The organism is Nocardioides sp. WS12 (assembly GCF_014108865.1).
Taxonomy (GTDB): domain Bacteria; phylum Actinomycetota; class Actinomycetes; order Propionibacteriales; family Nocardioidaceae; genus Nocardioides.
Genome location: NZ_CP053928.1, coordinates 2,981,163 through 3,003,982 on the forward strand (window position 1 = coordinate 2,981,163; position 22,820 = coordinate 3,003,982).

22 protein-coding genes are annotated in these 22,820 nt (G+C 68.4%); 12 read left to right on the top strand and 10 right to left on the bottom strand.

Annotated features, from left to right (window positions below):
- Positions 1 to 31 precede the first annotated feature (31 nt).
- The gene (locus HRC28_RS14480) at positions 32 to 1,051 is read left to right on the top strand and encodes an AraC family transcriptional regulator (protein ID WP_182376198.1); all 1,020 of its coding nucleotides are present in this window, start codon (positions 32 to 34) and stop codon (positions 1,049 to 1,051) included.
- A gap of 27 nt (positions 1,052 to 1,078) precedes the next feature.
- Here the strand turns inward: HRC28_RS14480 and HRC28_RS14485 are convergent, their stop codons facing one another.
- The 5 genes from HRC28_RS14485 to HRC28_RS14505 are packed head-to-tail and all read right to left on the bottom strand — an operon-like array spanning position 1,079 to position 5,404.
- Positions 1,079 to 1,957 (bottom strand): alpha/beta hydrolase, encoded by an 879-nt coding sequence (locus HRC28_RS14485; protein WP_182376199.1) that lies wholly within the window; start codon positions 1,955 to 1,957, stop codon positions 1,079 to 1,081.
- 4 nt (positions 1,958 to 1,961) lie between these two features.
- On the bottom strand, positions 1,962 to 2,840 hold the full coding sequence (locus HRC28_RS14490) for an SDR family oxidoreductase (protein ID WP_182376200.1): 879 nt from the start codon (positions 2,838 to 2,840) through the stop codon (positions 1,962 to 1,964).
- Entirely contained in the window at positions 2,840 to 3,271 is a 432-nt protein-coding gene (locus HRC28_RS14495) for an SRPBCC family protein (RefSeq protein ID WP_182376201.1), read from the bottom strand. Before HRC28_RS14495 ends, HRC28_RS14490 begins: the two co-directional genes overlap by 1 nt.
- Before the next feature lie 25 nt (positions 3,272 to 3,296).
- Positions 3,297 to 4,508, bottom strand: coding sequence for a lipid-transfer protein (locus HRC28_RS14500; RefSeq protein ID WP_182376202.1), 1,212 nt, complete (start codon positions 4,506 to 4,508; stop codon positions 3,297 to 3,299).
- Complete coding sequence (locus HRC28_RS14505; RefSeq protein ID WP_182376203.1) at positions 4,508 to 5,404, bottom strand: MaoC/PaaZ C-terminal domain-containing protein; 897 nt, start codon at positions 5,402 to 5,404, stop codon at positions 4,508 to 4,510. Before HRC28_RS14505 ends, HRC28_RS14500 begins: the two co-directional genes overlap by 1 nt.
- 122 nt (positions 5,405 to 5,526) lie before the next feature.
- Between HRC28_RS14505 and HRC28_RS14510 the strand changes: the two genes are divergently transcribed.
- Positions 5,527 to 6,555, top strand: a complete 1,029-nt coding sequence (locus tag HRC28_RS14510; RefSeq protein WP_182376204.1) for an AraC family transcriptional regulator — start codon at positions 5,527 to 5,529, stop codon at positions 6,553 to 6,555.
- A 9-nt stretch (positions 6,556 to 6,564) separates the two neighbouring features.
- Here HRC28_RS14510 and HRC28_RS14515 read toward each other — a convergent pair whose 3' ends face one another.
- The 4 genes from HRC28_RS14515 to HRC28_RS14530 form a co-directional block, all read right to left on the bottom strand.
- The gene (locus HRC28_RS14515) at positions 6,565 to 8,127 is read right to left on the bottom strand and encodes an acyl-CoA synthetase (protein ID WP_182376205.1); all 1,563 of its coding nucleotides are present in this window, start codon (positions 8,125 to 8,127) and stop codon (positions 6,565 to 6,567) included.
- Positions 8,124 to 9,182, bottom strand: coding sequence for a CaiB/BaiF CoA-transferase family protein (locus HRC28_RS14520; RefSeq protein ID WP_182376206.1), 1,059 nt, complete (start codon positions 9,180 to 9,182; stop codon positions 8,124 to 8,126). The genes HRC28_RS14515 and HRC28_RS14520 overlap by 4 nt, the downstream gene beginning before the upstream one ends.
- Before the next feature lie 32 nt (positions 9,183 to 9,214).
- Positions 9,215 to 10,360 carry an acyl-CoA dehydrogenase family protein gene (locus HRC28_RS14525; RefSeq protein WP_182376207.1) on the bottom strand — a complete coding sequence of 382 codons (1,146 nt, stop codon included), beginning with the start codon at positions 10,358 to 10,360 and terminating at the stop codon, positions 9,215 to 9,217.
- A gap of 113 nt (positions 10,361 to 10,473) precedes the next feature.
- Positions 10,474 to 11,730, bottom strand: a complete 1,257-nt coding sequence (locus HRC28_RS14530) for a helix-turn-helix domain-containing protein (RefSeq protein WP_182376208.1) — start codon at positions 11,728 to 11,730, stop codon at positions 10,474 to 10,476.
- Positions 11,731 to 11,864: 134 nt separating this feature from the next.
- On the opposite strand from HRC28_RS14530, the gene HRC28_RS14535 reads away from it, so the two are divergent.
- The 3 genes from HRC28_RS14535 to HRC28_RS14545 all read left to right on the top strand — a co-directional run bounded on the left by HRC28_RS14535 (position 11,865) and on the right by HRC28_RS14545 (position 15,312).
- Positions 11,865 to 12,737 (top strand): SDR family oxidoreductase, encoded by an 873-nt coding sequence (locus HRC28_RS14535; RefSeq protein WP_182376209.1) that lies wholly within the window; start codon positions 11,865 to 11,867, stop codon positions 12,735 to 12,737.
- The gene (locus tag HRC28_RS14540) at positions 12,734 to 14,239 is read left to right on the top strand and encodes an aldehyde dehydrogenase family protein (RefSeq protein ID WP_182376210.1); all 1,506 of its coding nucleotides are present in this window, start codon (positions 12,734 to 12,736) and stop codon (positions 14,237 to 14,239) included. Before HRC28_RS14535 ends, HRC28_RS14540 begins: the two co-directional genes overlap by 4 nt.
- 236 nt (positions 14,240 to 14,475) lie before the next feature.
- Entirely contained in the window at positions 14,476 to 15,312 is an 837-nt protein-coding gene (locus HRC28_RS14545) for an alpha/beta hydrolase (protein ID WP_202033081.1), read from the top strand.
- Positions 15,313 to 15,314: 2 nt separating this feature from the next.
- Here HRC28_RS14545 and HRC28_RS14550 read toward each other — a convergent pair whose 3' ends face one another.
- On the bottom strand, positions 15,315 to 16,328 hold the full coding sequence (locus HRC28_RS14550) for an AraC family transcriptional regulator (protein WP_182376212.1): 1,014 nt from the start codon (positions 16,326 to 16,328) through the stop codon (positions 15,315 to 15,317).
- Positions 16,329 to 16,401: 73 nt separating this feature from the next.
- Here HRC28_RS14550 and HRC28_RS14555 point away from each other — a divergent pair, with 73 nt between their 5' ends.
- The 7 genes from HRC28_RS14555 to HRC28_RS14585 all read left to right on the top strand — a co-directional run bounded on the left by HRC28_RS14555 (position 16,402) and on the right by HRC28_RS14585 (position 22,819).
- The gene (locus HRC28_RS14555; RefSeq protein WP_182376213.1) at positions 16,402 to 17,604 is read left to right on the top strand and encodes a lipid-transfer protein; all 1,203 of its coding nucleotides are present in this window, start codon (positions 16,402 to 16,404) and stop codon (positions 17,602 to 17,604) included.
- A 120-nt stretch (positions 17,605 to 17,724) separates the two neighbouring features.
- Positions 17,725 to 18,156, top strand: coding sequence for an SRPBCC family protein (locus HRC28_RS14560; RefSeq protein WP_182376214.1), 432 nt, complete (start codon positions 17,725 to 17,727; stop codon positions 18,154 to 18,156).
- A gap of 1 nt (position 18,157) precedes the next feature.
- Positions 18,158 to 19,024 carry a MaoC/PaaZ C-terminal domain-containing protein gene (locus tag HRC28_RS14565; RefSeq protein ID WP_182376215.1) on the top strand — a complete coding sequence of 289 codons (867 nt, stop codon included), beginning with the start codon at positions 18,158 to 18,160 and terminating at the stop codon, positions 19,022 to 19,024.
- Between the two features lie 4 nt (positions 19,025 to 19,028).
- Positions 19,029 to 19,907: an SDR family oxidoreductase gene (locus tag HRC28_RS14570; RefSeq protein ID WP_182376216.1), complete on the top strand. Its 879-nt coding sequence runs from the start codon at positions 19,029 to 19,031 to the stop codon at positions 19,905 to 19,907.
- 4 nt (positions 19,908 to 19,911) lie between these two features.
- Complete coding sequence (locus HRC28_RS14575; protein WP_182376217.1) at positions 19,912 to 21,156, top strand: acyl-CoA dehydrogenase family protein; 1,245 nt, start codon at positions 19,912 to 19,914, stop codon at positions 21,154 to 21,156.
- Positions 21,157 to 21,203: 47 nt separating this feature from the next.
- Positions 21,204 to 21,977, top strand: coding sequence for an ABC transporter permease (locus HRC28_RS14580; protein WP_202033421.1), 774 nt, complete (start codon positions 21,204 to 21,206; stop codon positions 21,975 to 21,977).
- Positions 21,977 to 22,819: an ABC transporter permease gene (locus tag HRC28_RS14585; protein WP_182376219.1), complete on the top strand. Its 843-nt coding sequence runs from the start codon at positions 21,977 to 21,979 to the stop codon at positions 22,817 to 22,819. The genes HRC28_RS14580 and HRC28_RS14585 overlap by 1 nt, the downstream gene beginning before the upstream one ends.
- Position 22,820 lies beyond the last annotated feature (1 nt).

Genomic DNA, 22,820 nt, shown 5'->3' on the forward strand with positions numbered 1-22,820 from the left:
TTTTGCGCCAGGCCTCTGGAATGATCCAGAGGTGAGCGATCGGTGGAGCCTGCCGCGGTCGACTGCCAGTGCTGCGATCTTCGTGGAGCTCGCGGGCGAGTACGGCGTTCCCGCCGGGTCGCTCCTGGCGGGCACGGGGATCGAGCTCGATCAGCTCGTCGATCCGGAGGGCGAGATCAAGGCCGGCCAGGAGCTGCTCCTGGTCCAGGAGCTCGTCGCCCGGCTGGGGCACGTCCGTGCCCTCGGTCTGGATGCAGGCACTCGCTACCACGCGTCCACCCACGGGGTGTGGGGCTGGGCCGTGATCAGCAGCCCGACGGCCCGTCGTGCTCTGGATGTCGGCGTCAGGTACTCCGAGTTGTCGTTCTCTTTTGCCGACTTTCGACTCGACGACGTGGGCCGCGACGTCCACCTGACCCTGGACGATTCCGAGACTCCCACCGAGGTCCGGGGTTTCCTCATGGAACGTGACCTGGCGGCCACCGTCACGATCGCCCGGGACCTGCTCGGGGTGAATCTCCCCATGAAGGAGTTGCACCTCGCCTCGAGCGACCGCGGGTACGGTGAGCGTTTCCAACAGCTCTGCGCGGCAACTCCGATCTTCGGTGCCAAGCGGACCACCCTCGTGCTCGCCGGCGAGGTGCTCGACCTCCCGCTCCCGCAGTCGAACCCGCAAACCGCACTCCTGTGTGAGCGACAGTGCGCTGAGGTCCTGCAGCGGCGACACGCCCGGCTGGGCCTGGCCGGCCAGGTGCGCGACCTCCTCGTGCGCCGTGCCGAGATCACCGACCAGGACGATGTCGCCCGTGAGATCGGCGTCAGCGTCCGGACGCTGCAGCGACAGCTCGCCGAGGAGGGCACCTCGTTCCGTGAGTTGGCCGGCGAGGTGAACTGCCTGCTTGCCGAAGAACTGCTCGGCGCCGGGCTCGCAGTCGAGGACGTGGCTCATCGTCTCGGCTACGCCACCGCCTCATCCTTGACGCACGCCTACCGGCGCTGGCGAGGGATCACGCCTGGCCAGTACGCACGCACTGTTCGCGCAGGTCGGTGACGCGGCCGGCTTCGAGCGTGCGGTCGGTCACGCAAGGTCGCCGGCCTGAGGCAATGCGCCGAGCCATCCGTTCGCAGCATTGGTCACGAGTTCTGCCAGGGCGGCAGGGTCGTCGAGTTGGGGACAGTGGCCCCAGTCCGGTCCGATCGTCAGGTCGCTGTCCGGCAGCGCTTCGTGCAACGTGCGGCTGCCGACAAGCGGAACCACCCGGTCCTTCTTGCCGTGAATGATGTGGAGACCGCAGCTGATCCGAAGGTCGCCGTGCCCCTGGTGCAACTCCCTGGTCACCGCTGCCATGTTGGCCGCCAGCCAGGGGAGTCCGCCCCTGGCACGCACGAATTCGGTGAACCGTGCCACCACGGCGGGGTCAGCGGTCCGGTGGTCGGCGTACACGAGGCGGCGGAGCACGGGCGTGGCGACGAAGCGCAGCACCGAGGGAGGGACCGGCAGCGGGGCGGCGGCGAGCCGGAGCAGCAGCGGAGTGCGCGGAGCGCCGGCCCAGGTCCGGAGGCGCCAAGGTCCGGCCGACGGATCGCCGATGGTGACCACTCCGAGCAGCGGTGCCCCAGCCGCCGCGGCGCGGACCGCCAGGGTGCCGCCGAGTGAGTTCCCGACCAGCACCACCGGTCCGCGCCGCGCTCTGACCTCGACGAGGTCAGCGACGAACGCGTCGAGCTGGGGCATCATCAGCCCGGGCTCAAGCAGGTCAGCGCTCCCGAACCCCGGCAGGTCGACGGCGACGGCGGAGTGTCCGCGCGCTGCCAGCTCACGGAGCGCGCTGTCCCACGTGTTGGCGGAGTCGAGGTACCCGTGCAGGAGCACGAACGTCGGGGGCGAGCCCTCCACTTCGAGCATCCGGGTACGGAGCCCCGCATGACTGGGCACGCTGACCCGTGGGGTCGTCACCCGGTCAGCCCCAGTCGCCCAGTCGGTCCTCCAGGTCGGCGAGCAACCAGGGGCCGTCGGTCTCGATCGTCTCGTCGATGGTCCAACCGCCGAGCCGCTGGATCGCGCCTCCCTGGACCGCGAGCACCTGACCGTTGAGGGGGCACTTCTCCTGGGCCAGGTAGGCAACGACCGGAGCGATGGCGGCCGGATCGAACGCATCGAACTCGCCCGCCGGCACCTCGGCGGCGAAGATCGCCCCCATGCCCGGGGTGGCCAGGGTGAGCCGGGTGCGGGCGACGGGCGCGATCGCATTGACCCGCACGCCGTACCGCTCCAGCTCCTCGGCGGCGACGAGTGTCATCGCTGCAATCCCGGCCTTGGCCGCGCCATAATTGGCCTGGCCTGCATTGACCGCGAAGGTGCCTGAGGCGGACGCCGTGTTGATCACGGAACCGGCCACCTGCTCGCCGGCCTTCGACCGCTCCTTCCAGTACTCCGCGGCATGGTGCAGCACCGCGAAGTGGCCCTTGAGGTGCACAGCGATGACGGAGTCGAACTCGGACTCGTCCATGGCAGCCACGAAGGCGTCGCGCAGGATGCCGGCGTTGTTGACGACGATGTCGAGCCGGCCGAACTCGGCGACCGCCTGGTCGACCAGCGACTTGGCGCCGGTCCAGCTGGCGACGTTGTCGGTGTTGGCCACAGCGCTGCCGCCGGCCGCCCGGATCTCCTCGACGACCTCCTGGGCGGGGCCGGCGTCGGCCCCGTCGCCCGAGTTGCTGCCGCCCAGGTCATTGACCACGACGCGGGCGCCTTCAGCGGCGAGCAGGAGCGCGTGCGCGCGCCCGATGCCGCGACCGGCACCGGTGACGAGGGCGACGCGACCGTCCAGCGTCCCCATCAGGCGACCAGGGCGGAGAGGTTCGCCAGCGACTGGTCGAGCTCCTTGGCCGCCGTACGCTCGACGGCAGCGCCGATCGCGCCGACCATCATCTGGCTGATGAACTCGGCATCGATGGTGGCCACGGAGGAGTCATTGCCGCCCTCGACGGAGAGAGTGAATGTCACCTTCGCGCCGGCCATCCCGGTGCCGGAGATCGTCAGCGACTTCGGTGCCTCGTAGGCATCGACGTTCCAGGTGATCGTGTTGGGCATGCCCATGATCGAGACGACCTCGGTCATCTGGGTGCCCAGGGCCAGCTCGGTCGGCGGCTCGTCCTTCCACTTCGTGTGGAGGGTCAGCCACTTCTCGTAACTGCTGGGGTCGGAGATGATGCCCCAGATGTCGGTCTTCGCGGCCGGGATCTCGAGTGATGCGTTGGTCTGTGCCATGTTCGTGCTCCTTGTGGTGTGGTGATCAGCGGTTGGCGGGTCGGTAGGCCGTGACGACGGCGCTGCCGCCGAGGCCGATGTTGTGTTGCAGGGCGGTGCTTGCTCCGGGAACCTGGCGCTGGTCGGCAGTGCCGCGCAGTTGCCAGGTCAGCTCGGCGCACTGCGCCAGCCCGGTCGCGCCGAGGGGGTGGCCCTTGGACTCCAGTCCTCCGGACGGGTTGACCACCCAGCGGCCGCCGTACGTCGCGTCGCTGTTGTCGACGATCTTGTGCCCCTCGCCCTCGGCGCAGAGGCCGAGTGCCTCGTAGGTGAGCAGCTCGTTGGGAGCGAAGCAGTCGTGCAACTCGATCACGTCGACGTCGTCCGGACCGATGCCCGCCTGCTCGTAGACGTTGCGGGCGGCCACGGCGCTCATGTCGGCGCCGACCAACGTCCGGAGGCTCGACATGTCGAAGGTGCCCGGGACATCGGTGACCAGGCTCTGCCCGACGATCTCGACGGCCTGGTCGGCCAGGCCGAACCGGTCGACGAAGTCCTCGCTCGCGACGATGGCTGCGGCGGAGCCGTCGGACGTGGGCGAGCACATCGGCCGGGTGATGCCGCCCTCGGCGTACACCATCTTCGCGGACTGCATCTCCTCGAGCGTGTAGACGTCATGGAACTGCGAGTACGGATTGTGGACGGAGTGCTGGTGGTTCTTGACCGCGATCTTCGCGAAGTGCTCGGGCGTGGAGCCGTACTGCCGGTTGTGCTCGAGCCCGGCGGCCCCGAACATCCACGGCGCGGGAGGAAAGGAGATCTCCTGGAGCTCGGCCATCGCCATCATGTGCCGCATCATCGGCTGTTCGCGGTCTTCGTACGTCGAGCCCAGCGAGCCGGGCTGCATCTTCTCGAAGCCGAGAGCGAGCGTGCAGTCGGCCAGGCCGCCCCGGATTGCCTGGGCAGCGAGGAAGAGGGCACTGGAACCGGTGGAGCAGTTGCTGTTGACGTTGAAGACCGGGATTCCGGTCAGGCCCAGCCCGTAGACAGCTCGGTGGCCGGCGCACGACTCGCCGTAGCAGTAGCCGGTGTAGGCCTGCTCGACCAGGTCGTAGTCGATCCCGGCGTCCTGGAGGGCCGCCGTACCCGACTCGAGGGCCATGTCGGGGTAGTCCCAGCCCTCGCGGCGACCTGGCTTCTCGAACTTGGTCATACCGACGCCGACGACGAAGACGCGGTGGTTCGTTCGCTTGCTCATCATGCTCCTTGGGTGAACTCGGCGAGACCGTCGCGGACGACGTACTTGCCGCCGTCGCTCTCGGTCTCGAAGGCGTACGACGCGCGGCCGGAGGCCGTCGTGCCGTGAGCCCAGGTGGATGTGGTCAGCGTCTGCTCGGGCAGGGCCGGCGAGCTCAGTCGCACCGCCAGCCGCTTCAGCCGCGAGGAGTCGCCGTCGGCGAACTCGTTGATCAGCGCGTGCGAGACGAACGCGATCGTGCAGAGGCCGTGGACGATGATCCCCGGCAGTCCCATCTCGCGGGCGAAGTCGGCATCGAGGTGGATCGGCATCGGGTCGCCGGCCGGTTCGGCGTACCGGAAGGTCTGGTCGGCGTCGATCTTCTGGACCGACACGGCATCCGGCTCGCGCTCGAGCAGGGCGACGTCGAAGGCGTGTGCCGGACTGGGCTCGCCGACGGTTCCGTGGAAGACACCTCCGCGGAAGAAGCCGGTGAAGTACTGCTCGTTGACCAATGCGCCGGTGGCATCGCGGCTCTCCAGGAGGGTGGTCACCACGGTGCCGGACGACTTGCCCTCGATGCCGACCACCTTGCCGCGCACGGTCAGGACGTCGCCCGGCACGATCGGGCGGTGGAAGCGGAAGTCGTGCTCGCCGTGCAGGATCTTCATGATCAGCTCGTCGGGGACCACGGACATCGTGGTCTCCGCCATCAGCATCGTGATCGGGACGACCGCGAAGACCGGCGGTGCGACGGTGCCGTCGAGGTGGGCTGCGATCGGGTCGTTGGTGGCGGCGGCGTACGCGATCGTGCGCTCGCCCTCCACCTTGAACTCGATCTCGTCGCCCCACACGCCCACGAGGGACACGTTGTAGCCCGGGTTCTCGACCGGGGACTCGGACTGGGTGTTGTTCATGGGTACGACGCTAGGAAGTCGCGACGTTCGCCACGATGACATCTGCCGACGCGATTCATGACAGATCCGCTTGTGGCCCGTGGGCTGCCACCGGGCCGGAAGGTTTGAGGTACGTTCCGGCTGTGGCCGAATCGACCGCGCCGCAGCGCACCCTTCCCATCGACCTGGCGCAGACGGTCGTCTCGTTCGCAGTCCGCCGCGGCTGGGACGTCAACCAGCTGCTCAGCGGGGTCGGGGTGTCCCCGATGCTTCTCGCAGAGGGGCGCTCGCGGTTGACCGACGAGCAGATGATCGGCCTGGTGCAGGCCCTGTGGACGTACACCGACGACGAGATGTTCGGTCTCGGAGAGCACCCCTTGCCACGCGGGTCGTTCCGGCTGCTCTGCTACGGGCTCCTGGGTGCCAAGGATCTCGGCGACGCACTGAAGCGGACGGCCGGGTTCGCCCGTGCGATGCCTGCCCTTCCCGTCGCCCACCTCGACGTCGTCGACGGCCGTGCCCGGCTCGGGACGACGTATGCGCCACAGACCCGGCACCATCCCGACCACCTGGTCCCGCTCGCCGGCCTGGCGATCTCCCACCGGTTGCTCGCGTGGGCGGTGGGGCGGCGTCTCAGGCTGCACCTCGTCGAGCTGCCCTACGCGCGACCCGAGAACCTTGAGTTCCACCAGCTGGTCTTCGGGGCACCGATGACGTTCGGCGCTGAGGAGGCTGCACTGACCTTCGACGCGGACTTCCTGCGGGCGCCGATGATGCGGACCGATGCCGAGGTCGAGGAGTTCGTCGCGAGCGCTCCGGCTGGTCTGCTCACGCGTGACACCCAGGCGACCATGCTGAGTGACCAGGTACGGCGCATGTACGAGCTCGGCCTGAAGGGCGATCCGCCGACCGGGGACGGCATTGCACGCCGGCTGGCGGTCAGTCCCCAGACGCTGCGCCGGAAGCTTGCCGAGGACGGCACCTCACTGCGGGTGATCCGCGAGGAGGTCCTCCGCGACGCCGCCGTGACCAGCTTGGTGCGTGGCGACGAGACGGTGGCAGAACTGGCGGAGCGACTGGGGTTCTCGGAACCGAGCGCGTTCAGTCGTGCCTTCCGGCGCTGGACCGGAAGCAGTCCCGGTGCCTATCGCCGCGAAGGCGGCGAATCCTGAGCGACGGTCTCAGCGCCCGGCGAGTTCACGTTTGAGGACCTTGCCCGTCGGATTGCGGGGAAGTTCGTCGAGGAAGAGCACGTCGCGCGGCACCTTGTAGCGAGCGAGGTTCTCCTTGACGTGCGCCTTCACGTCGTCCTCCGTCAGCGCCGAGTCGCGTCGTACGACGAAGACCCGCAGGCGTTGGCCGAAGGTCTCGTCGGGTACGCCGATCGCGGCCACCTCGACGACGCCTGGGTGCAGTTCGAGCAACTCTTCGATCTCTCGGGGGAAGACGTTCTCACCGCCGGAGACGATCATCTCGTCGTCGCGACCGTCGACGAAGAGTCGGCCGTGGGCATCGAAGTGGCCGACGTCGCCCGATGACATCAGTCCGCCGATGACGGTCTTGGTCTCGCCCGAGGTGTAGCCATCGAACTGCATCGTGTTGGCCACGAAGATCCGGCCGGTCTCACCGAGAGCGACCTCGTGGCCGTCTGCGTCGAGCAGCCGCACGACCGCTCCGCGCATGACGCGGCCGACGCAGGCCGGCTCGGCTGCCAGGTCCTCGGGTGTGGCCATGGTCGCGTAGGCGACCTCGGTCGACCCGTAGAGGTTGTGCAGCACCGGGCCCAGGACAGCGGCCGCCCGGGTGGCGAGCTCGGCGCCGAGTTGGGAGCCGGCCACGAACACGATGCGCAGTCGTGAGAGGTCGAGATCGGCGCGCGCCTCATCGCCGAGGTCGAGCATCCGTTGCAGCATCACCGGGACCACGATCATGGCGTCGACGGCGTTCGTGTCCAGGCTTCGCAGGGTTGCCAGCGGATCGAAGCGGCGCCGCAGGACCAGTGTGTTCCCCAGCCCGATCTGGAGCATGGCCTGGGCGAAGCCCAGCGAGTGGAACATCGGAGCGCACAGCTCGACAGTGCGACCCGAACGGAACGGCACCTTGTCGAGGATCGCGCCCACCGGCGTGAGACCCGGTGGCTCCGAGCGCGGCGCGCCTTTGGGGGATCCCGTGGTGCCGCTGGTCAGCACCACGATCTTGGCCCGCGTTGCCGGCGCCGGTGGCGCCGTCGTGTCGTCTCCGACGGGCTCGTCCGTGCGCCACCGCCCGTGGCGCGGAGCGACGCCCTCGAGCGCGTCGGCGTACTCCTCGTCGAAGGCCAGGAGGTCGACACCCTCCCGTCCGGCCACCTCGCGGATCTGCGGGCCGGAGAAGTCGCTGTTGAGCAGCACGACGCGCGCGCCGCACTTGGCGGCGGCAAAGGTGGCCTGCAGGAACCCGCGGTGGTTGCGGGCCAGGATCGCCACGCCGTCGCCGGCGTTGAGGCCCAGGGTCCGCCAGCTGTTGGCGAGCGCGTTGCTCTGCGCATCCAGCTCGGCGAAGGTCACTGGTCCCTGCTCGTCGAGCACCGCGTTGCGGCCGGGGAACCGAGCGGCCGAGAGGCCGACGAGACCGCCCATCGGGCCATAGGCGCGGATCCCGCGAGCCGCGGCGAGCAGCGCTGGCGGAGACATCGGTCCGAGGAAACCGGCACGCACGCAGTCGCGCAGCGATGCCAGCTCGTCGGGCACCTGGCCGAGTTTCATTGCTGGACCTTCAGCGGCTGCGGAGTCGCCGTCGGCGTACGGCTGAAGCGGGGGGCAGGCGCGGGTTGAAGCAGCCCGTCGACCTCGATGAACGCTCCTCGAGCGACGTTGTGCGGGTGCTCGTGCGCTTCCCAGGGGGAGAGCACAGGAGTGACGCAGGCATCGGAGTCAGCGAAGACCACGCCCCACTCGTCCCTGGTGCGCTCCTTGAACCGGGCAGCGATCAGCGTGCGGGTCTTGTCGAAGCCGCTCGGATCGATCTGGAAAGCGAGCTCCTCGGCTTCCTCGTCGATGTCGAGCACCGCGAGGAGCTGCTGGTAGAACTGCGGCTCCACGCAGCCCACCGCGACGTAGCCGCCGTCGGCACACTCGTAGGTGTCGTAGAACGGCGCCGCGCCGTCGAGCAGGTTGGTGCCGCGCTCGCCCTCCCACATTCCGGCGGCGTGCATGCCGTGCAAGAAGGACATGAGCAGGTTGGCGCCGTCGACCATGGCCGCATCGACGACCTGGCCGGCTCCCGAGGCGTTGCGCTCGTGCAGGGCCGCGACCACGCCGAGAGCCAGCAGCATCCCGCCGCCGGCGAAGTCGCCGATCACGTTCAGCGGGGCGTGCGGGCGTTCCCCAGCCCGGCCGATCGGTTCGAGTGCGCCGGCCAGCGCGATGTAGTTGATGTCGTGTCCGGCGCGGGGCGCGAGCGGTCCCTCCTGGCCCCAACCGGTCATCCGGCCGTAGACCAACCGCGGGTTCCGCTCGAGGAGCACGTCGGGCCCCAGGCCCAGACGCTCGGCGACGCCGGGGCGATAGCCCTCGACGAAGACGTCGGCGCCGTCGACGAGCTCCAGCAGGCGCGCCAGGTCGGACGGATCCTTGATGTCGAGCTCGATGCTGGTCTTGCCACGGTCCAGCGGACCCGAGGGTGGCGTGAGGCCCCCGCCTGACGTACGCCGGTCGATGCGGAGCACGTCGGCACCCAGGTCTGCCAGGATCATGCAGCCGAACGGAGCCGGCGCAAGGCCGGCCATCTCGATGACCGTGACGCCAGTCAGCGGGCCCACCTTTGGGCCCGTACCGTTCCCGGGCCGGCCGTTCACAGGGACTTCCCGATGATGTCCTTCATGATCTCGCTCGTCCCGCCGTACACCTTCTGGATGCGCGCGTCGACGAAGAGTCGTGAGATCGGATATTCCGCCATGTACCCGTAGCCACCGAAGACCTGGAGGCATCGGTCGGCCACGATGTTCTGCTGCTCGGTGAGCCACCACTTCGCCTTCGCGGCAGTGGGTACGTCGAGCGTGCCCAGGTCGGCCTTCTCGATGCAGTCGTCGAGGAAGCTCCATCCGACGGTCGCGAGTGTGGCGCACTCGGCGAGCACGAACCGCGTGTTCTGGAAGGCCATGATCGGCTTGTCGAACGCCTTGCGCTCCTTGGCGTACTCAACCGTGAGCTCCACGGTGCGCTCCATCGACGCCGTGGCGGCGACGCCGAGCAGGAGCCGTTCGCGCGGCAGTTGCTGGATGAGCTGGAGGAAGCCCTGGCCCTCCCCGTCGCCGATCAGGTTCGACTGCGGGACCCGGACGTTGTCGAAGGAGAGCTCGCAGGTGTCCTGGCCGTGCTGGCCGATCTTCTTGAGGTTGCGCCCGCGGCTGAAGCCGGGGCGGTCGGTCTCGACGGCAATGATCGAGAAACCGGTGAAGCCGCCCTCGGGGTCCGTGCGGCACACGACGAGCACCAGGTCGGCCAGCAGGCCGTTGGAGATGAACGTCTTTGCGCCGGTGATGACGTAGTCGTCACCATCCTTGACCGCCCGGGTCGTGATGCCCTGCAGGTCCGAGCCCGTGCCCGGCTCCGTCATCGCGATCGCGCTGACGATCTCGCCGGACGCCATCTTGGGCAGCCAGCCCTTCTTCTGGGCATCGGTCCCGAACGCCGCGACGTAGTGCGACACGATGCCGGCGTGCAGGAGCACGCCGAGGCTGGGCGCGAGCGCGCGCACCTGCTCGATACCCACGACGGCGTCGTGGCGGAAGCTGCCACCGCCGCCGCCGTACTCCTCGGGGAGGCTGAGGCTGAGCAGGCCGAGATCGCCGGCCCTGTTCCAGACCTCGCGGTCCACGTGCTGCTGCTCGGCCCACCGCTCCTCATGGGGAGCGCATTCCTTCTCGAAGAAGGTGCGGGCGAGGTCGGCGAGGGCGTCGAGGTCGTCGTCCATCCAGCGGGAACGATGGCGGGTCATGTGCAGCTCCTGGTTCGGGGTCACCTCAACGTAGGTCGACGTCGGGGCTTGCTGAATGACCCCAATCGCCGCGGTCGTTGACCAAACCGCTCGCTGCCGGCGCGCCCGCCGGGTCACCTCACCAGCAGGGAGATTCCGTACGCCGCCACCAGCCGCAGTGCTGCCTCGACCTCGAACTGCCGCTCGTCGATCGGATGGCCGAGCAGCTGTTCGGCTTGCTGGAGGCGGTAGAGCACGGTGTTCTTGTGCACGGTCAGCGCACCAGCTGCCTTGGCGCTGCTGCCCTCGTGGAGGTAGGCGAGAAGCGTCTCGCGCAGCCGGGCGCAGGTTGCGTCGTCCTCCGCGAGCCGGCCGAGAGTCCGGGCCACCAGAGAGGCCATCGCCTCCTGGTCCTCAGCGAGCAGACTGACCAGCTCCACATCGGCGTACCTCGTGACCTGGGTGGGGTGCGCTGCCGACGCCGCGACCTGTTGCGCCCGCACCGCCTGGCGGTGGCTGGACCGGAAGCCGACGAGTCCCGGGGCGGGTTCGCCCAGCGCGATGCGGATGTCCGGCGAGGTGAGAACCCCGCTAGCGTGCGCTGCAGAGTCGAGGTCCGGGCGACGCCCGGTCGTCAGCCAGGCCCACAAGGTCCGAGCGCCGGACTGAATGGTGAGCACCTGGTCTGCCTCGACACTCTCGCCTACGCTGCGCGCCAGCCGTTCCAGTCGGCCCGTTGCATCGGCATGCTCCACCTCGGCGGGCAGCCAGAGGATCGCGGCCACCTGGTGGCGCTGGACGGGGTACCCCAGCAGGGTCTCGGCGGTCGACGGGTCGATCGCGTCGCCGGCCAAGATCGCCTCGACCGTCTCTGCGCGGCGAGCGAACGACCCGCGCAGCCGCTGCTCGGACTCGGCCGTGTGGGCCGCGACGACGTCGTCCACGATGCGTTCGAGGTTGCGGCTCAGGCTGTCCCACAGGAACTCCAGTACGGCGACCTGGAGCTGTTCGTCGAGCCCGGAATGATGCACCTGCCGCATGAACTCCTGCCAGATCACTCGCTGCCCGACGCGATACAGGCGCAGTAGGACGGCGAGGTCGACGCCTCGCGCAGCGAGCCCGCGGGCGAGCTCCCGCATCTCCGTCGAGGCGCCGATCGTTCCGGGTAGCTCGCGGGTGATCGCCTCGAGATAGAGCAGCAGGGCTGCGCTGGTACTCACGTCGAGGATCTCTCGGAGAGCGGGCACAGTGCCAACCTCGGGAACGCAGGCACTGATCTCGTCATCGACGAGCCGGACGAGGTCGCCGAACCCGTCGGAGGTCAGGATTTCGGTGGAGCGGCGCTCGACCCACGCGAGCACCTCGGCGTGCAGGTCACGCGGGACGGTCATGGAGCCTCCTCAAGCAGGAACTGGGCAACCGGCACAAGTTGCTCGGTCAAACGCTGGCCTTCCACCCCAAGACGTGGGTCGGCTTCAGGGGCAACACTCGTGCAGAAGACACATTCGCACACCGAGGAGCTTTCATGGCCCACACGTTGAAGACGCGCACCGACCTGACCGGGAAGGTCGTCGCGATCACCGGCGGCGCCCGGGGGATCGGTCGCTCAACCGCTGCGGCATTCGTTGCGCGGGGCGCGAAGGTCGTGATCGGCGACGTCGACCTCGAGCTGGTCGAGAAGACTGCCGCCGAGCTCGGAGCACCCGTCGGCGCGGAGATCGTCGGACTCCCGCTCGACGTGACCGACCGCTCGTCGTTCGCCGCCTTCCTCGACGAGGCCGAAGTGCTCTTCGGCCCACTCGACGTGCTGGTCAACAACGCCGGCATCATGCCGACGGGCCTCTACGCCGAGGAGTCCGACGCGATGACGGACCGGATGATCGACATCAACGTGCACGGCGTCCTGAACGGCTCGAAGCTCGCTGCGCAGCGGTTCGTGGCTCGCGGTGAGGGTCACCTCGTCAACGTCGCGTCCCTGGCAGGGATCAACCCTGCCCCGGCACTGGCGACCTACTGCGGGACCAAGCACTTCGTCCTCGGGTTCACCGAGTCCCTCCACCGCGAGCTCGCCGAGCACGGCGTCGGTGTCACCGCGGTACTGCCGGGCGTCGTACGCACCGAACTGTCGGCCGGCGCCAAGGTGCCCGGCTGGGCCGAGGGCCTCTCCACGGTCGACCCCGAGGACATCGCCGAGACCATCGTCGATGTCGTCGGTACGGGGAAGATGCGGGCGATCTGCCCCAAGGCGCTCGGACGCACCATCAAGGTCGCTGCGCTCCTTCCCGAACGAGGGCGTCTCCGCTTCGAGCGGATGACCCGTTTCGACCAGGCCTTCACGTCTGCAGACCCGGCCGCGAGGGCGAAGTACCACGCCCGGATCACCGGAGCAGGCAAATGACGGGGACGTCGGTCGAGGTCACGTCGCCTGTCGACGGGCGGCTGGTCGGCACCGTGCCCGACCAGCCATCGACCCAGGTTGCCGATGTCGTCGCCGGACTCCGTGGTGCGCAGCCCGCGTGGGAGGCGCTCGACGTGGCCGGGCGCACTCGCTGGCTCGTCTCCTACCGCGCGTGGCTGTTGGATCATGGCGACGAACTGAACCGCATCCTTCAGTCCGAGACCGGGAAGCCCTGGGCCGAGGCGAGCCTCGAACTGCCCGCGATCATCGACCAGCTCAATTACTACCTCGCGATCGCGCCCGGGTTGCTCAAGGACGAGCGACCTCGCCCGCACGGCCTGCTCACCGCCACAAAGCGGCAGCTCCTCGTGCGCCGGCCCCATGCCGTCGTCGGGAACATCACGCCCTGGAACTTCCCTCTCGCCCTCTCGCTGGCCGACAGCCTTCCCGCGCTGATCGCCGGCGCCGCCGTCGTGGTGAAACCGTCGGAGCTGACCCCGCTCACGGTGGCCGCCGCCATCGGCGGTTGGGACGAGATCGGTGCCCCGCCGGTGTTCGCCTGCGTCACCGGCCTCGGCGCCACCGGGGCGGCTGTGGTCGACGCGGTCGACTACGTGCAGTTCACCGGATCCACCCGCACCGGGAAGTTGATCGCTCAGCGGGCCGGCGAGCGACTGGTGCCGTACAGCCTCGAGCTCGGCGGCAAGGACGCCATGCTCGTGCTCGCCGACGCGGACCTCGAGCGCGCAGCGAATGCCGCCGTCTGGGGTGGCTTCGCGAACGCCGGCCAGATGTGCACCTCGGTCGAGCGGGTCTACGTCGAGGCGCCTGTCTACGAGGAGTTCGTCGGCCTGGTGGCGGACAAGACCCGGGAGTTGCGTGTCGGTGACGACGCCGGGGACTACACCTCGGACGTCGGCCCGCTCGTCGCTTCGGGCCAGGTGGACATCGTGGGCCGCCACGTGCAGGAGGCCCTCGCAGCAGGTGCGAAGGCACTGGTCGGCGGCAACCGCGGGGAGGGGCCGGGCAACTTCTTCGAGCCGACCGTGCTGGTCGACGTCGACGAAACGATGGCGTGCGTTCGCGAGGAGACCTTCGGCCCGACGCTGCCGATCATGAAGGTCGCCGATGCCGATGAGGCCGTACGGCGTGCCAACGACTCGCCGTACGGACTCTCCGCGGTGGTCTTCTCGCGTGACGCCGAACGGGCCGAGTCCGTCGCTCGGCGCCTCGATGCGGGGGCGGTCAACATCAACGACGTCTTCGCCAACCTCTTCACGCTCCCGCTACCGATGTCGGGCTGGAAACAGTCCGGGATCGGAGCGCGGTACGGCGAGCACGGCTTGTTGAAGTTCTGTCGCACCCAGGCGATCGTCTCGGCCCGGCTCGCCCCGAAGCGGGAGCTGCAGTGGTATCCCTACACCCGCGCGCGGGGCACCGTCATCCGGCGCGCGACGCGCTTCCTCGGTGCGCGCGACCTGCGTCGCAGGTTGGGTGGGTGACCCGGCCCGGACCTGGCGCCTGCGACACTTCCGCTCTGTCTGCTTGACCTTTCCGCTCATGGCGGTGTGGAGACCCGGATCGGTGCTGTAATTCCGGAATGGTCAACGTTGATGCACCCGTGGGTCGGCGCGCCGTGATCGCGAACCGAGGGATCCGACTGGCTCTTCGCGCTGTGCTGCGGCCGGCGACGGGGGTGCTGCCGGCGAACCAGGTGGGTACGCAGGTAGGACGGGCCGTGATCGCGACCCTCTGTCGACTGAGTGCCGATCGCTCGCTGTCGGCCACCCCCGTGAACGACGAGGGTCCGCAGGGTCGCGTCCTGGGCGAGTGGGTCGGCACCGTGCCGGAGGCCGGCGGGCAGGTCCTGTACTTCGTCCACGGTGGCGGCTACGTCGTGGGTAGCGAGGCCACGCATCGTGGCCTCGTCACCGCCTTGGCTGACCGGATCGACCGACCGGCGTTCTCGGTGCGCTACAGGCTGGGGCCTGAACACCGGTTCCCCGCTGCCTCGGTGGACGTCCTCAACGGCTACCTCTGGTTGGTCGCACGTGGACACCGGCCCGAGGACATCGTCGTTGCCGGGGACTCGGCGGGGGGACACCTGGTGCTGGGGCTGTGCGGTGAGCTGCGAAAGCTCGGCCTTCCGCAACCGAAGGGAGGCGTGCTGATGTCGCCCCTCGTGGACCCGTCCTACACGCTGTCCGCTGCGCTTGAGCGGACGGTGTCCGACCCCTTCGCGACGGCGCGGGCAGGCCGTCGGATCACTGCTCTCTACACCCGCGGCGCGGACGTCACGGACCCGCGTTTCGACGTCCTTCGGATCGTCGGTCCTGATCTCGCGCCGCTGCTGATCCAGGTGGGCGAGCACGAGATCCTCAAGGCCGACGCGGATGCCTTCGTCAAGGCACAGCGTGCGGCCGGTGGCCAGGTTGAGCTCCAGGTGTGGCCGGAGCAGTTCCACGTCTTCCAGATGAGCCACCGCCAACAGCCGGCGGCCCGAGCTGCCCTGGACGAGATCGCATTGTTCGTCGAGGGCCTCGACGCGGTGCACGGCCTTTCGTCGACGGCCTGAGCTCACCCCACCGAGCGTCGGTACGCCGCCGGGCTGCTCCCGGTCCAGCGTCGGAAAGCACGAGTGAAGGCGCTCGGTTCGGAGAATCCCAGCCGCTCGGAGAGCGCGGCAACGGACTCCTCGCCGCGTACCAAACTGGAGACGGCTGCGTCGCGCAGCACTTCCTCCCTGATCTCGCGCAGGCCGGAGCCCTCCTCGGCCAGCTTGCGGCGCAGGGTCTGCGGACTCATCACCAGCTTCTTCGCCACTTGTTCGGATCCGGGCCATTCCGTCGACCTCAGCGCCAACTCGAACATCCTGCGGACCTGTTCGCTGACCGAAGCGGTGTCGTGCGGCCGCGTGAGCAGTCCGTGGGGAGAGCCCGCGACGAAGCTCTCGACCTCTGCATCAGTGCGCACGATCGGTGTCGTCAGCAGCGTGCTCTTGAAGCTCAGTGCGGCTTCCTCCGACTTTGACGCCTCGATGCCGAACGCGAAGCGGGTGAGGTCGGGAGGGAACGGATGCGGGAGTTCGAGGCGGTCGAGCGCGATGGTGCGTCCGATCGACCAGGCCAGGAACCGGTGCAGGGCGCCCACCCCGATCCCGGTCAGGAAGCCCTCGAGATCGAGGTCGGGTTCGACACGCATCGCGATCCGTGTGGTCTCCGGGCCCTGGACGACGGAGAACTCGGGCATCGCCGGGATCGCCCTGGCAAAGCCCTCCAGCCTGTCCAGTGCTCCCGCCAGGTCGGGGGCGGACAGGAGTCCGAAGCAGAGCAATCGGAAGGTGCCACGTGGCAGCCGGTGGCGCCCCAGGCCGAACAACTCGTCATCGGTGACCCGCCACAGGGTCTGCACGATCCGAGTCAACTGGGACTCGGTGACGCGGGAGCGATCGGCACCGAGAAGCATCGGCGAGACCCCGGCGTCGGCGAGCATCTGGTTCACGTCGATCCCGCGCCGCGCTGCGTGGGCGACCGAGGCCTGAACCAGTTCGATCGGGACGGTCCGGTCGTTCAGTGGGGACTCCTCGGGCATTGAGCGGTTGGGTCAATCAAGCAGGGCTGTTGTGTCCTGATGATCCTGTCCTGCGCTGCCTAACGTTGTCGACATGAGCAGAACAACGAGCGGCCGGGTCTTCGTCATCGGCGTCGGCATGACCAAGTTCGAGAAGCCCGGTCGACGCGAGGGGTGGGACTACCCCCAGATGGCGAAGGAGTCCGGGACTCGCGCCCTCGAGGACGCGGGCGTCGACTACGACCAGATCGAGCAGGCCTTCGTCGGTTACGTCTACGGCGAGTCAACGGCCGGCCACCGTGCGGCGTACGAGCTCGGCCTCACCGGGATCCCGATCTTCAACGTCAACAGCAACTGCTCGACCGGCTCGAGCGCGCTCTACTTGGCTGCCCAGGCGATCCGCTACGGGCAGTCGGACCTGACGCTCGCGCTGGGCTTCGAGAAGATGCAGCCCGGCTCGCTGGGCACGACGTTCGAGGACCGCGAGCAGCCGATGGCCAACCACATGCAGGCCCTGGCCGAGATCTCCGAGGTGCGGTTCCCGCCGGCGCCGTGGATGTTCGGCGCGGCCGGCCGTGAGCACATGGAGGCCTACGGCACCACGCTGGAACACTTCGCCAAGATCGGTCACAAGAACCACAAGCACTCGGTGAACAACCCGTACGCGCAGTTCCAGCAGGAGTACAGCCTGCAAGAGATCATGGACGCGCCGATGATCTACGAGCCGCTGACGAAGCTGCAGTGCTCGCCCACCTCGGACGGGTCAGGCGCTGCGGTGCTCGCCTCGGAGGAGTACGTCGACAAGCACGGCCTGGCCGACCAGGCGGTCGAGATCGTGGGGCAGGCGCTCACCACCGACTTCGCTTCGACGTTCGACGGCACGGCGAAGAACATCATCGGTTACGACATGAACGTCCAGGCCGCCAAGCAGGCCTACGAGCAGGCCGGCCTCGGCGCCGATGACATCCAGGTCATCGAGCTGCACGACTGTTTCTCGGCCAACGAGCTGCTTCTCTACGAAGCGCTCGGCCTGTGCGGCGAGGGTGAAGCCGGAAAGCTCCTCGACAACGACGACACGACGTACGGCGGTCGCTGGGTCGTGAACCCGTCCGGTGGCCTGATCTCGAAGGGGCACCCGCTCGGCGCCACCGGGCTGGCGCAGTGCGCCGAGCTCACCTGGCAGCTGCGCGGGACCGCGGACAAGCGCCAGGTCGACAACGTCACCGCCGCTCTCCAGCACAACATCGGCCTCGGCGGTACCGCTGTGGTCTCCATCTACCAGCGTGCCAACCGCTGAGGTTTCGAGGCTCGCTTCGCTCGCACCTCAACCACCGAGCAGAAGCTTCGCTCGCACCTCAACCACCGAGCAGAAGCTTCGTTCGCACCTCAACCACCGAAACCAACAGGGAGCATTCTCATGGGACACATCACTGTCACGCAGGACCTGCCCGTCGCCTCGGACAAGCTCTGGGCCACCATCTCTGACCCGCAGACGTGGGAAGCATGGCTGACCATTCACGCGGGCTGGCTGGAGGAGCCGCCGGCCACCCTCGCCGAGGGCGCCAAGCTCGTCGAGAAGGTCGTGATGCTCGGCATGGCCAACAAGCTGGAGTGGACCGTCACGAAGGTCGATGCCGGCCGCGAACTGGCGATCAACGGCACTGGCATGGCCGGTGTGACGAGCAGCTTCGTCTTCACGCTCGAGCCGAACGGCGAGAGCACCAAGGTCTCGATCGACGCCGAGTTCCAGGGTTCGCTCATCGTCGGTGCGCTCGGCAAGGCCGTCGAGAAGGACGCCAACCAGAACCTGTCCGACAGCCTCGAGAAGCTCGTCGCGGCGGCGGCCTGACATGAGTGACAGCGTCGAGTTCGATGACGCCGGCCTCGGCGTCTGGACTGATCCTGAGACTTTCGAGGTCACAGCCGAGCGGATCGCGGCGTACGCCGAGGCCACCAACGATCCGATCCCGGCTCACCGTGCAGGCGAGGTCGCCAGCCCGGTCTTCGCGATCGTCCCGGTCTTCGAGTCGATGCTCGCGCCGGTGCTGGACGTGGTCCCGACCCGCTACTTCGGGCTCGCGGTGCACGGCGAGCAGGACTTCCACTTCCACCGGCCGATCCGGCCGGGCGACGTGTTGGTGTCCCGCGCCCGGATGACTGGCTACGAGGGATTGCCCAACGGGACCCGCGCCGCGATCCACCTGGAGTGCCGCAACGAGGGCGGCGAGCTCGTCAACGAGCAGTTCGCGACCGTCTTCTTCCGTGGCATCGATGCCGGGGAAGCGGTCGGTGACCTCACGCCCGCCCACAAGTTCGACGCGGCTCTGCGCGACAAGGAGCCCGCCGGAGCCATTGGTGGGCACGTCGACGACGACCAGACGTTCCGCTACTCACCGGCGTCCGGCGACCCGATGCCGATCCACCTCGACGAGCAGGTGGCCCTCGACAGCGGCCTTCCGGGGATCATCGCCCACGGCCTGTGCACGATGGCATTCGCCTCGTGGGCCGTGCTCAGCGAGGTCGGTGAGTCCGACACCACACGACTGCGTCGGCTCGCGGTGCGCTTCTCGAAGATGGTCCGCCCCGGCGACGACCTGACGACGCGCATGTGGGAGACGGGCACGGCGGACGGCGTCACGTCGTACGCCTTCGAAACCAGCGTCGGCGACGACGTCGTTCTCACTGACGGCCTCGCCGAGTTCGACAACAAGGAGTAGAACCATGGGATCACTGGATGGACGCGTTGCCGTCATCACAGGAGCAGGCCGCGGCATCGGCCGCGAGCACGCGCTGCTGTTCGCCCGCGAAGGTGCCTTCGTCGTGGTCAACGACCTCGGCGGCAGCAACGAGGGCGGTGGCGCGGACACCGGTCCGGCCCAGCAGGTCGTCGACGAGATCGAGGCCGCCGGCGGCAAGGCCGTCGCCAACACCGACAACGTGGCGAGCTGGGACGGCGCCAAGGGCCTCATCGACCAGGCGGTCGCGGAGTTCGGTCGACTCGACGTCGTCGTCAACAACGCCGGCATCCTGCGCGACGGGTTCATCCCGACGATGGAGGAGGTCCAGTGGGACTCGGTCGTCCAGGTGCACCTGAAGGGGCACTTCTCGGTGCTGCGTCACGCCGCCGAGTACTGGAAGGCCGAGAGCAAGGGCGGCCGGCAGCCGCTGGCGTCGGTGATCAACACCGCCTCCGGATCGGGCATCACGCTCCCGAACGCTGGTCAGGCCAACTACGGCGCAGCCAAGGCCGCCATCGCGGCGCTGACCCTGGTCGCTGCCGAGGAGCTGGCCCGGTATGGCGTCCGGGTCAACGCGATCGCACCGGTGGCGCGCACCCGGCTCACCGAGGCCACGCCCGGCTTCGGCGACATCATGCGCTCGACCATCGAGGAGGGCGTGGTGGACCCGTTCCACCCGGCCAACATTTCGCCGCTGGTCGCCTACCTCGCCGCTGCGGACTGCCCGCAGACGGGGCAGGTCTACGCCGTGCAGGGTGGCAGCATCCAGGAACTCGCCGGCTGGACAGTCACCAAGACGACCGAGACCGACGACCCGTGGACGATCGACGCCGTGCGCGGTCGCCTCGACGAGTGGGCGTGACGAGGTGATCGCCTGGTCCGAGACGGATCTCGCGATCCGCGAGGCTGTGCGGGACTTCATCGACAAGGAGGTCCGGCCGCACATTGACCAGCTCGAGACCGGTCAGCTGCCGCCGTACGACGTGATCCGCAAGCTGTTCGCGGCCTTCGGTGTCGACGCGATGGCCAGCGATGCCGTGGCCACGATGCTCGCCAAAGAGCGGAGCAAGGCCGCCGGCGAGGAGCGGCCGGCCGCGGCGAAGTCCGATGGAGGCGGCCTCGAGGGCGTCGAGTCGATGGCTGCCATCGTCATCAGCGAGCTCGCCGGCGTCACGCTCGGCACGGTGGCGTCGATCGGGGTCTCGCTCGGGCTCACCGTGGCGACGATCGCGAGCAAGGGCACCCTGGAGCAGAAGGAGCGCTGGCTCCCCAAGCTCGTCACGTTCGAGGATGTCGGCGCCTGGGCGATCACCGAGCCGGACTCCGGTTCGGACGCCCTCGGCGGCATGAAGACCTACGTCCGCCGAGACGGCGACGACTACATCCTCAACGGGCAGAAGACGTTCATCACGAACGGTCCCGACGCGGACGTGATCGTGGTCTACGCCAAGCTCGAAGAAGGCGCTGACGACAAGCGCTCCCGACCGGTGCTGAGCTTCGTGCTCGACAAGGGCATGGAGGGTCTCCACCAGGGCAAGGCATTCAAGAAGATGGGGATGATGTCGTCCCCGACGGGCGAGCTCTTCTTCGACAACGTCCGGCTCGGCCCCGAGCGGTTGCTCGGTGGCATTCCCTCGGAGGGCGGCAGCGACAATCGCGAAAGCGTCAAGTCGAGCTTCGCGCACGAGCGGATGGGCGTCGCGATCCTCTCGCTGGGCATCATCAACGAGTGCCAGCGGTTGTCCGTCGACTATGCGCGATCTCGCGAGCTGTGGGGCAAGCCGATCGGTGATCTCCAGCTGATTCAGCTGAAGCTGGCGAAGATGGAGGTCGCGCGGATCAACGTGCAGAACATGGTGTTCTCCGCACTCGAGCACGTCCGGGCAGGCAAGACGCCGACCCTCACCGAGGCGTCCGCGATGAAGCTCTACTCGTCCGAGGCGGCGTGCGAGGTCGCGATGGAGGCGGTCCAGCTCTTCGGTGGCAACGGCTACATGGCCGAGTACCGCGTCGAGCAGCTGGCCCGGGACGCGAAGTCGCTGATGATCTACGCCGGCAGCAACGAGATCCAGGTCACCCACGTCGCCAAGGGACTGCTCGCCGGTCGCTGACCGGCCGGCGCGAAGGGGTAACCATGGCAGCAATACGACCCATCGCGATGGCAGGGACGCTGGGGCGTCCGCTGGTTCCGGTGGGGGAGTTCTTCGCCTTCACACTCCAGGTTCTGCGCGCCATGTTCGACCGGCCCTTCCAGGTGCGGGAGTTCTTCGACCAGGCCTGGTTCGTCACCCGGGTGTCGCTGCTTCCGACCTGCGCGATCACGATCCCCTTCGGAGCGGTCCTCTCGATGCAGATCGGGTCCTTGTTCAACCAACTCGGCGCCAAGTCCTTCACCGGTGCGGTTGCGGTCACCGGCATCGTCCAGCAGGCGGCACCGATCGCCACCGTCGTGATCATCGCTGGTGCCGCCGGGACCGCCGTCGCCGCAGACCTCGGCTCACGCAAGATCCGCGAGGAGCTGGACGCGCTCGAGGTGCTGGGCATCTCGCCCATCCAGCGGCTCGTCGTCCCCCGCGTGCTGGCGATGGCCTTCGTGGCGACCCTGCTGAACGGGATCGCCACCGCCGTCGGCACGGCCGGCGGGTACGGCTTCAACGTCCTGGTACAGGGCGGCTCACCCGGTGCCTATCTGCAGGCCTTCACCGCGCTGGCGCAGCTGCCCGACCTGTGGATCGGCGAGATCAAGGCGTTCATCTTCGGTGCTCTCGCTGGCATCGTCGCGTGCCACCAGGGCATGCGCGCCAAGGGCGGCCCTCAAGGGGTCGGCAACGCCGTCAACCAGTCCGTGGTGATCGCCTTCGTGCTGCTCTTCGTCGCGAACACCGTCCTGACCCTCGTCTACTTCCAGCTCGTTCCTCCGAAGGGGCTGTGATGGCCAACCAACTGATCGAGCAAGCGAAGCGTTCAGGGCGCTCGACGTACAGCGGCCTCTCCGAGCTCGGCGACCAGGTGACGTTCTACGGCCGAAGCCTCAAGTCGGTTCCGTACGCCCTGGTCCACTACCGCAAGGAGGTCATGCGGCTGCTGGCCGAAGTGGCGTTCGGTCGCGGAGCACTGGTCCTGGTGGCCGGGACCTTCGGGATCATGATCTTCGAGGTGCTGGCGGTCGGCAGCGTGGTGGGTCTGGTCGGCTACCAGGGCCTTCGCCAGGTCGGCATCGAGCCGTACGTCGGCTTCCTCTCTGCGTACTTCAACACCCGTGAAGTGGCGCCGCTCATCGCGTCGAACGCGCTGGTGGCGACCGTCGGAGCCGGGTTCACCGCCCAGCTCGGTGCGATGCGGATCAGTGAGGAGATCGACGCCGTCGAGGTGATGGCCATTCCGTCGGTGCCCTACCTGGTCAGCACCCGCGTCGTGGCGGCGTTCATTGCCGTCATCCCGCTCTACCTGATCGGGCTGATCGGCACGTACGCGGCGACCCAGGCGGTGTCGATCCACTACTACGGACTGACCGGTGGCACGTACGACCACTACTTCACGTTGTTCCTGCCGCCCATCGACGTCCTCTACTCCTTCGGCAAGGTGCTCGTCTTCGCGGTGATCCTGACGCTGGTCTGCTGCTACTACGGCTACTCGGCTTCGGGCGGGCCGGCGGGCGTCGGCACGGCCGTCGGACGCGCCGTTCGCATGTCGCTGGTGATGATCGTGATCGCCGACTTCTTCCTGAGCCTGGCCTTGTGGGGGTCCACCACGACGGTCCGGATAGCGGGGTGAC

What these genes read in the sequence shown, in the direction of transcription:
- HRC28_RS14490 (WP_182376200.1), bottom strand. Translation starts at nt 2,840, where the DNA reads ATGGGGACGCTGGACGGTCGCGTCGCCCTCGTCACCGGTGCCGGTCGC.
- HRC28_RS14495 (WP_182376201.1), bottom strand. Translation starts at nt 3,271, where the DNA reads ATGGCACAGACCAACGCATCACTCGAGATCCCGGCCGCGAAGACCGAC.
- HRC28_RS14500 (WP_182376202.1), bottom strand. Translation starts at nt 4,508, where the DNA reads ATGAGCAAGCGAACGAACCACCGCGTCTTCGTCGTCGGCGTCGGTATG.
- HRC28_RS14505 (WP_182376203.1), bottom strand. Translation starts at nt 5,404, where the DNA reads ATGAACAACACCCAGTCCGAGTCCCCGGTCGAGAACCCGGGCTACAAC.
- HRC28_RS14515 (WP_182376205.1), bottom strand. Translation starts at nt 8,127, where the DNA reads ATGAAACTCGGCCAGGTGCCCGACGAGCTGGCATCGCTGCGCGACTGC.
- HRC28_RS14525 (WP_182376207.1), bottom strand. Translation starts at nt 10,360, where the DNA reads ATGACCCGCCATCGTTCCCGCTGGATGGACGACGACCTCGACGCCCTC.
- HRC28_RS14530 (WP_182376208.1), bottom strand. Translation starts at nt 11,730, where the DNA reads ATGACCGTCCCGCGTGACCTGCACGCCGAGGTGCTCGCGTGGGTCGAG.
- HRC28_RS14535 (WP_182376209.1), top strand. Translation starts at nt 11,865, where the DNA reads ATGGCCCACACGTTGAAGACGCGCACCGACCTGACCGGGAAGGTCGTC.
- HRC28_RS14540 (WP_182376210.1), top strand. Translation starts at nt 12,734, where the DNA reads ATGACGGGGACGTCGGTCGAGGTCACGTCGCCTGTCGACGGGCGGCTG.
- HRC28_RS14550 (WP_182376212.1), bottom strand. Translation starts at nt 16,328, where the DNA reads ATGCCCGAGGAGTCCCCACTGAACGACCGGACCGTCCCGATCGAACTG.
- HRC28_RS14555 (WP_182376213.1), top strand. Translation starts at nt 16,402, where the DNA reads ATGAGCAGAACAACGAGCGGCCGGGTCTTCGTCATCGGCGTCGGCATG.
- HRC28_RS14560 (WP_182376214.1), top strand. Translation starts at nt 17,725, where the DNA reads ATGGGACACATCACTGTCACGCAGGACCTGCCCGTCGCCTCGGACAAG.
- HRC28_RS14565 (WP_182376215.1), top strand. Translation starts at nt 18,158, where the DNA reads ATGAGTGACAGCGTCGAGTTCGATGACGCCGGCCTCGGCGTCTGGACT.
- HRC28_RS14570 (WP_182376216.1), top strand. Translation starts at nt 19,029, where the DNA reads ATGGGATCACTGGATGGACGCGTTGCCGTCATCACAGGAGCAGGCCGC.
- HRC28_RS14580 (WP_202033421.1), top strand. Translation starts at nt 21,204, where the DNA reads ATGGCAGGGACGCTGGGGCGTCCGCTGGTTCCGGTGGGGGAGTTCTTC.
- HRC28_RS14585 (WP_182376219.1), top strand. Translation starts at nt 21,977, where the DNA reads ATGGCCAACCAACTGATCGAGCAAGCGAAGCGTTCAGGGCGCTCGACG.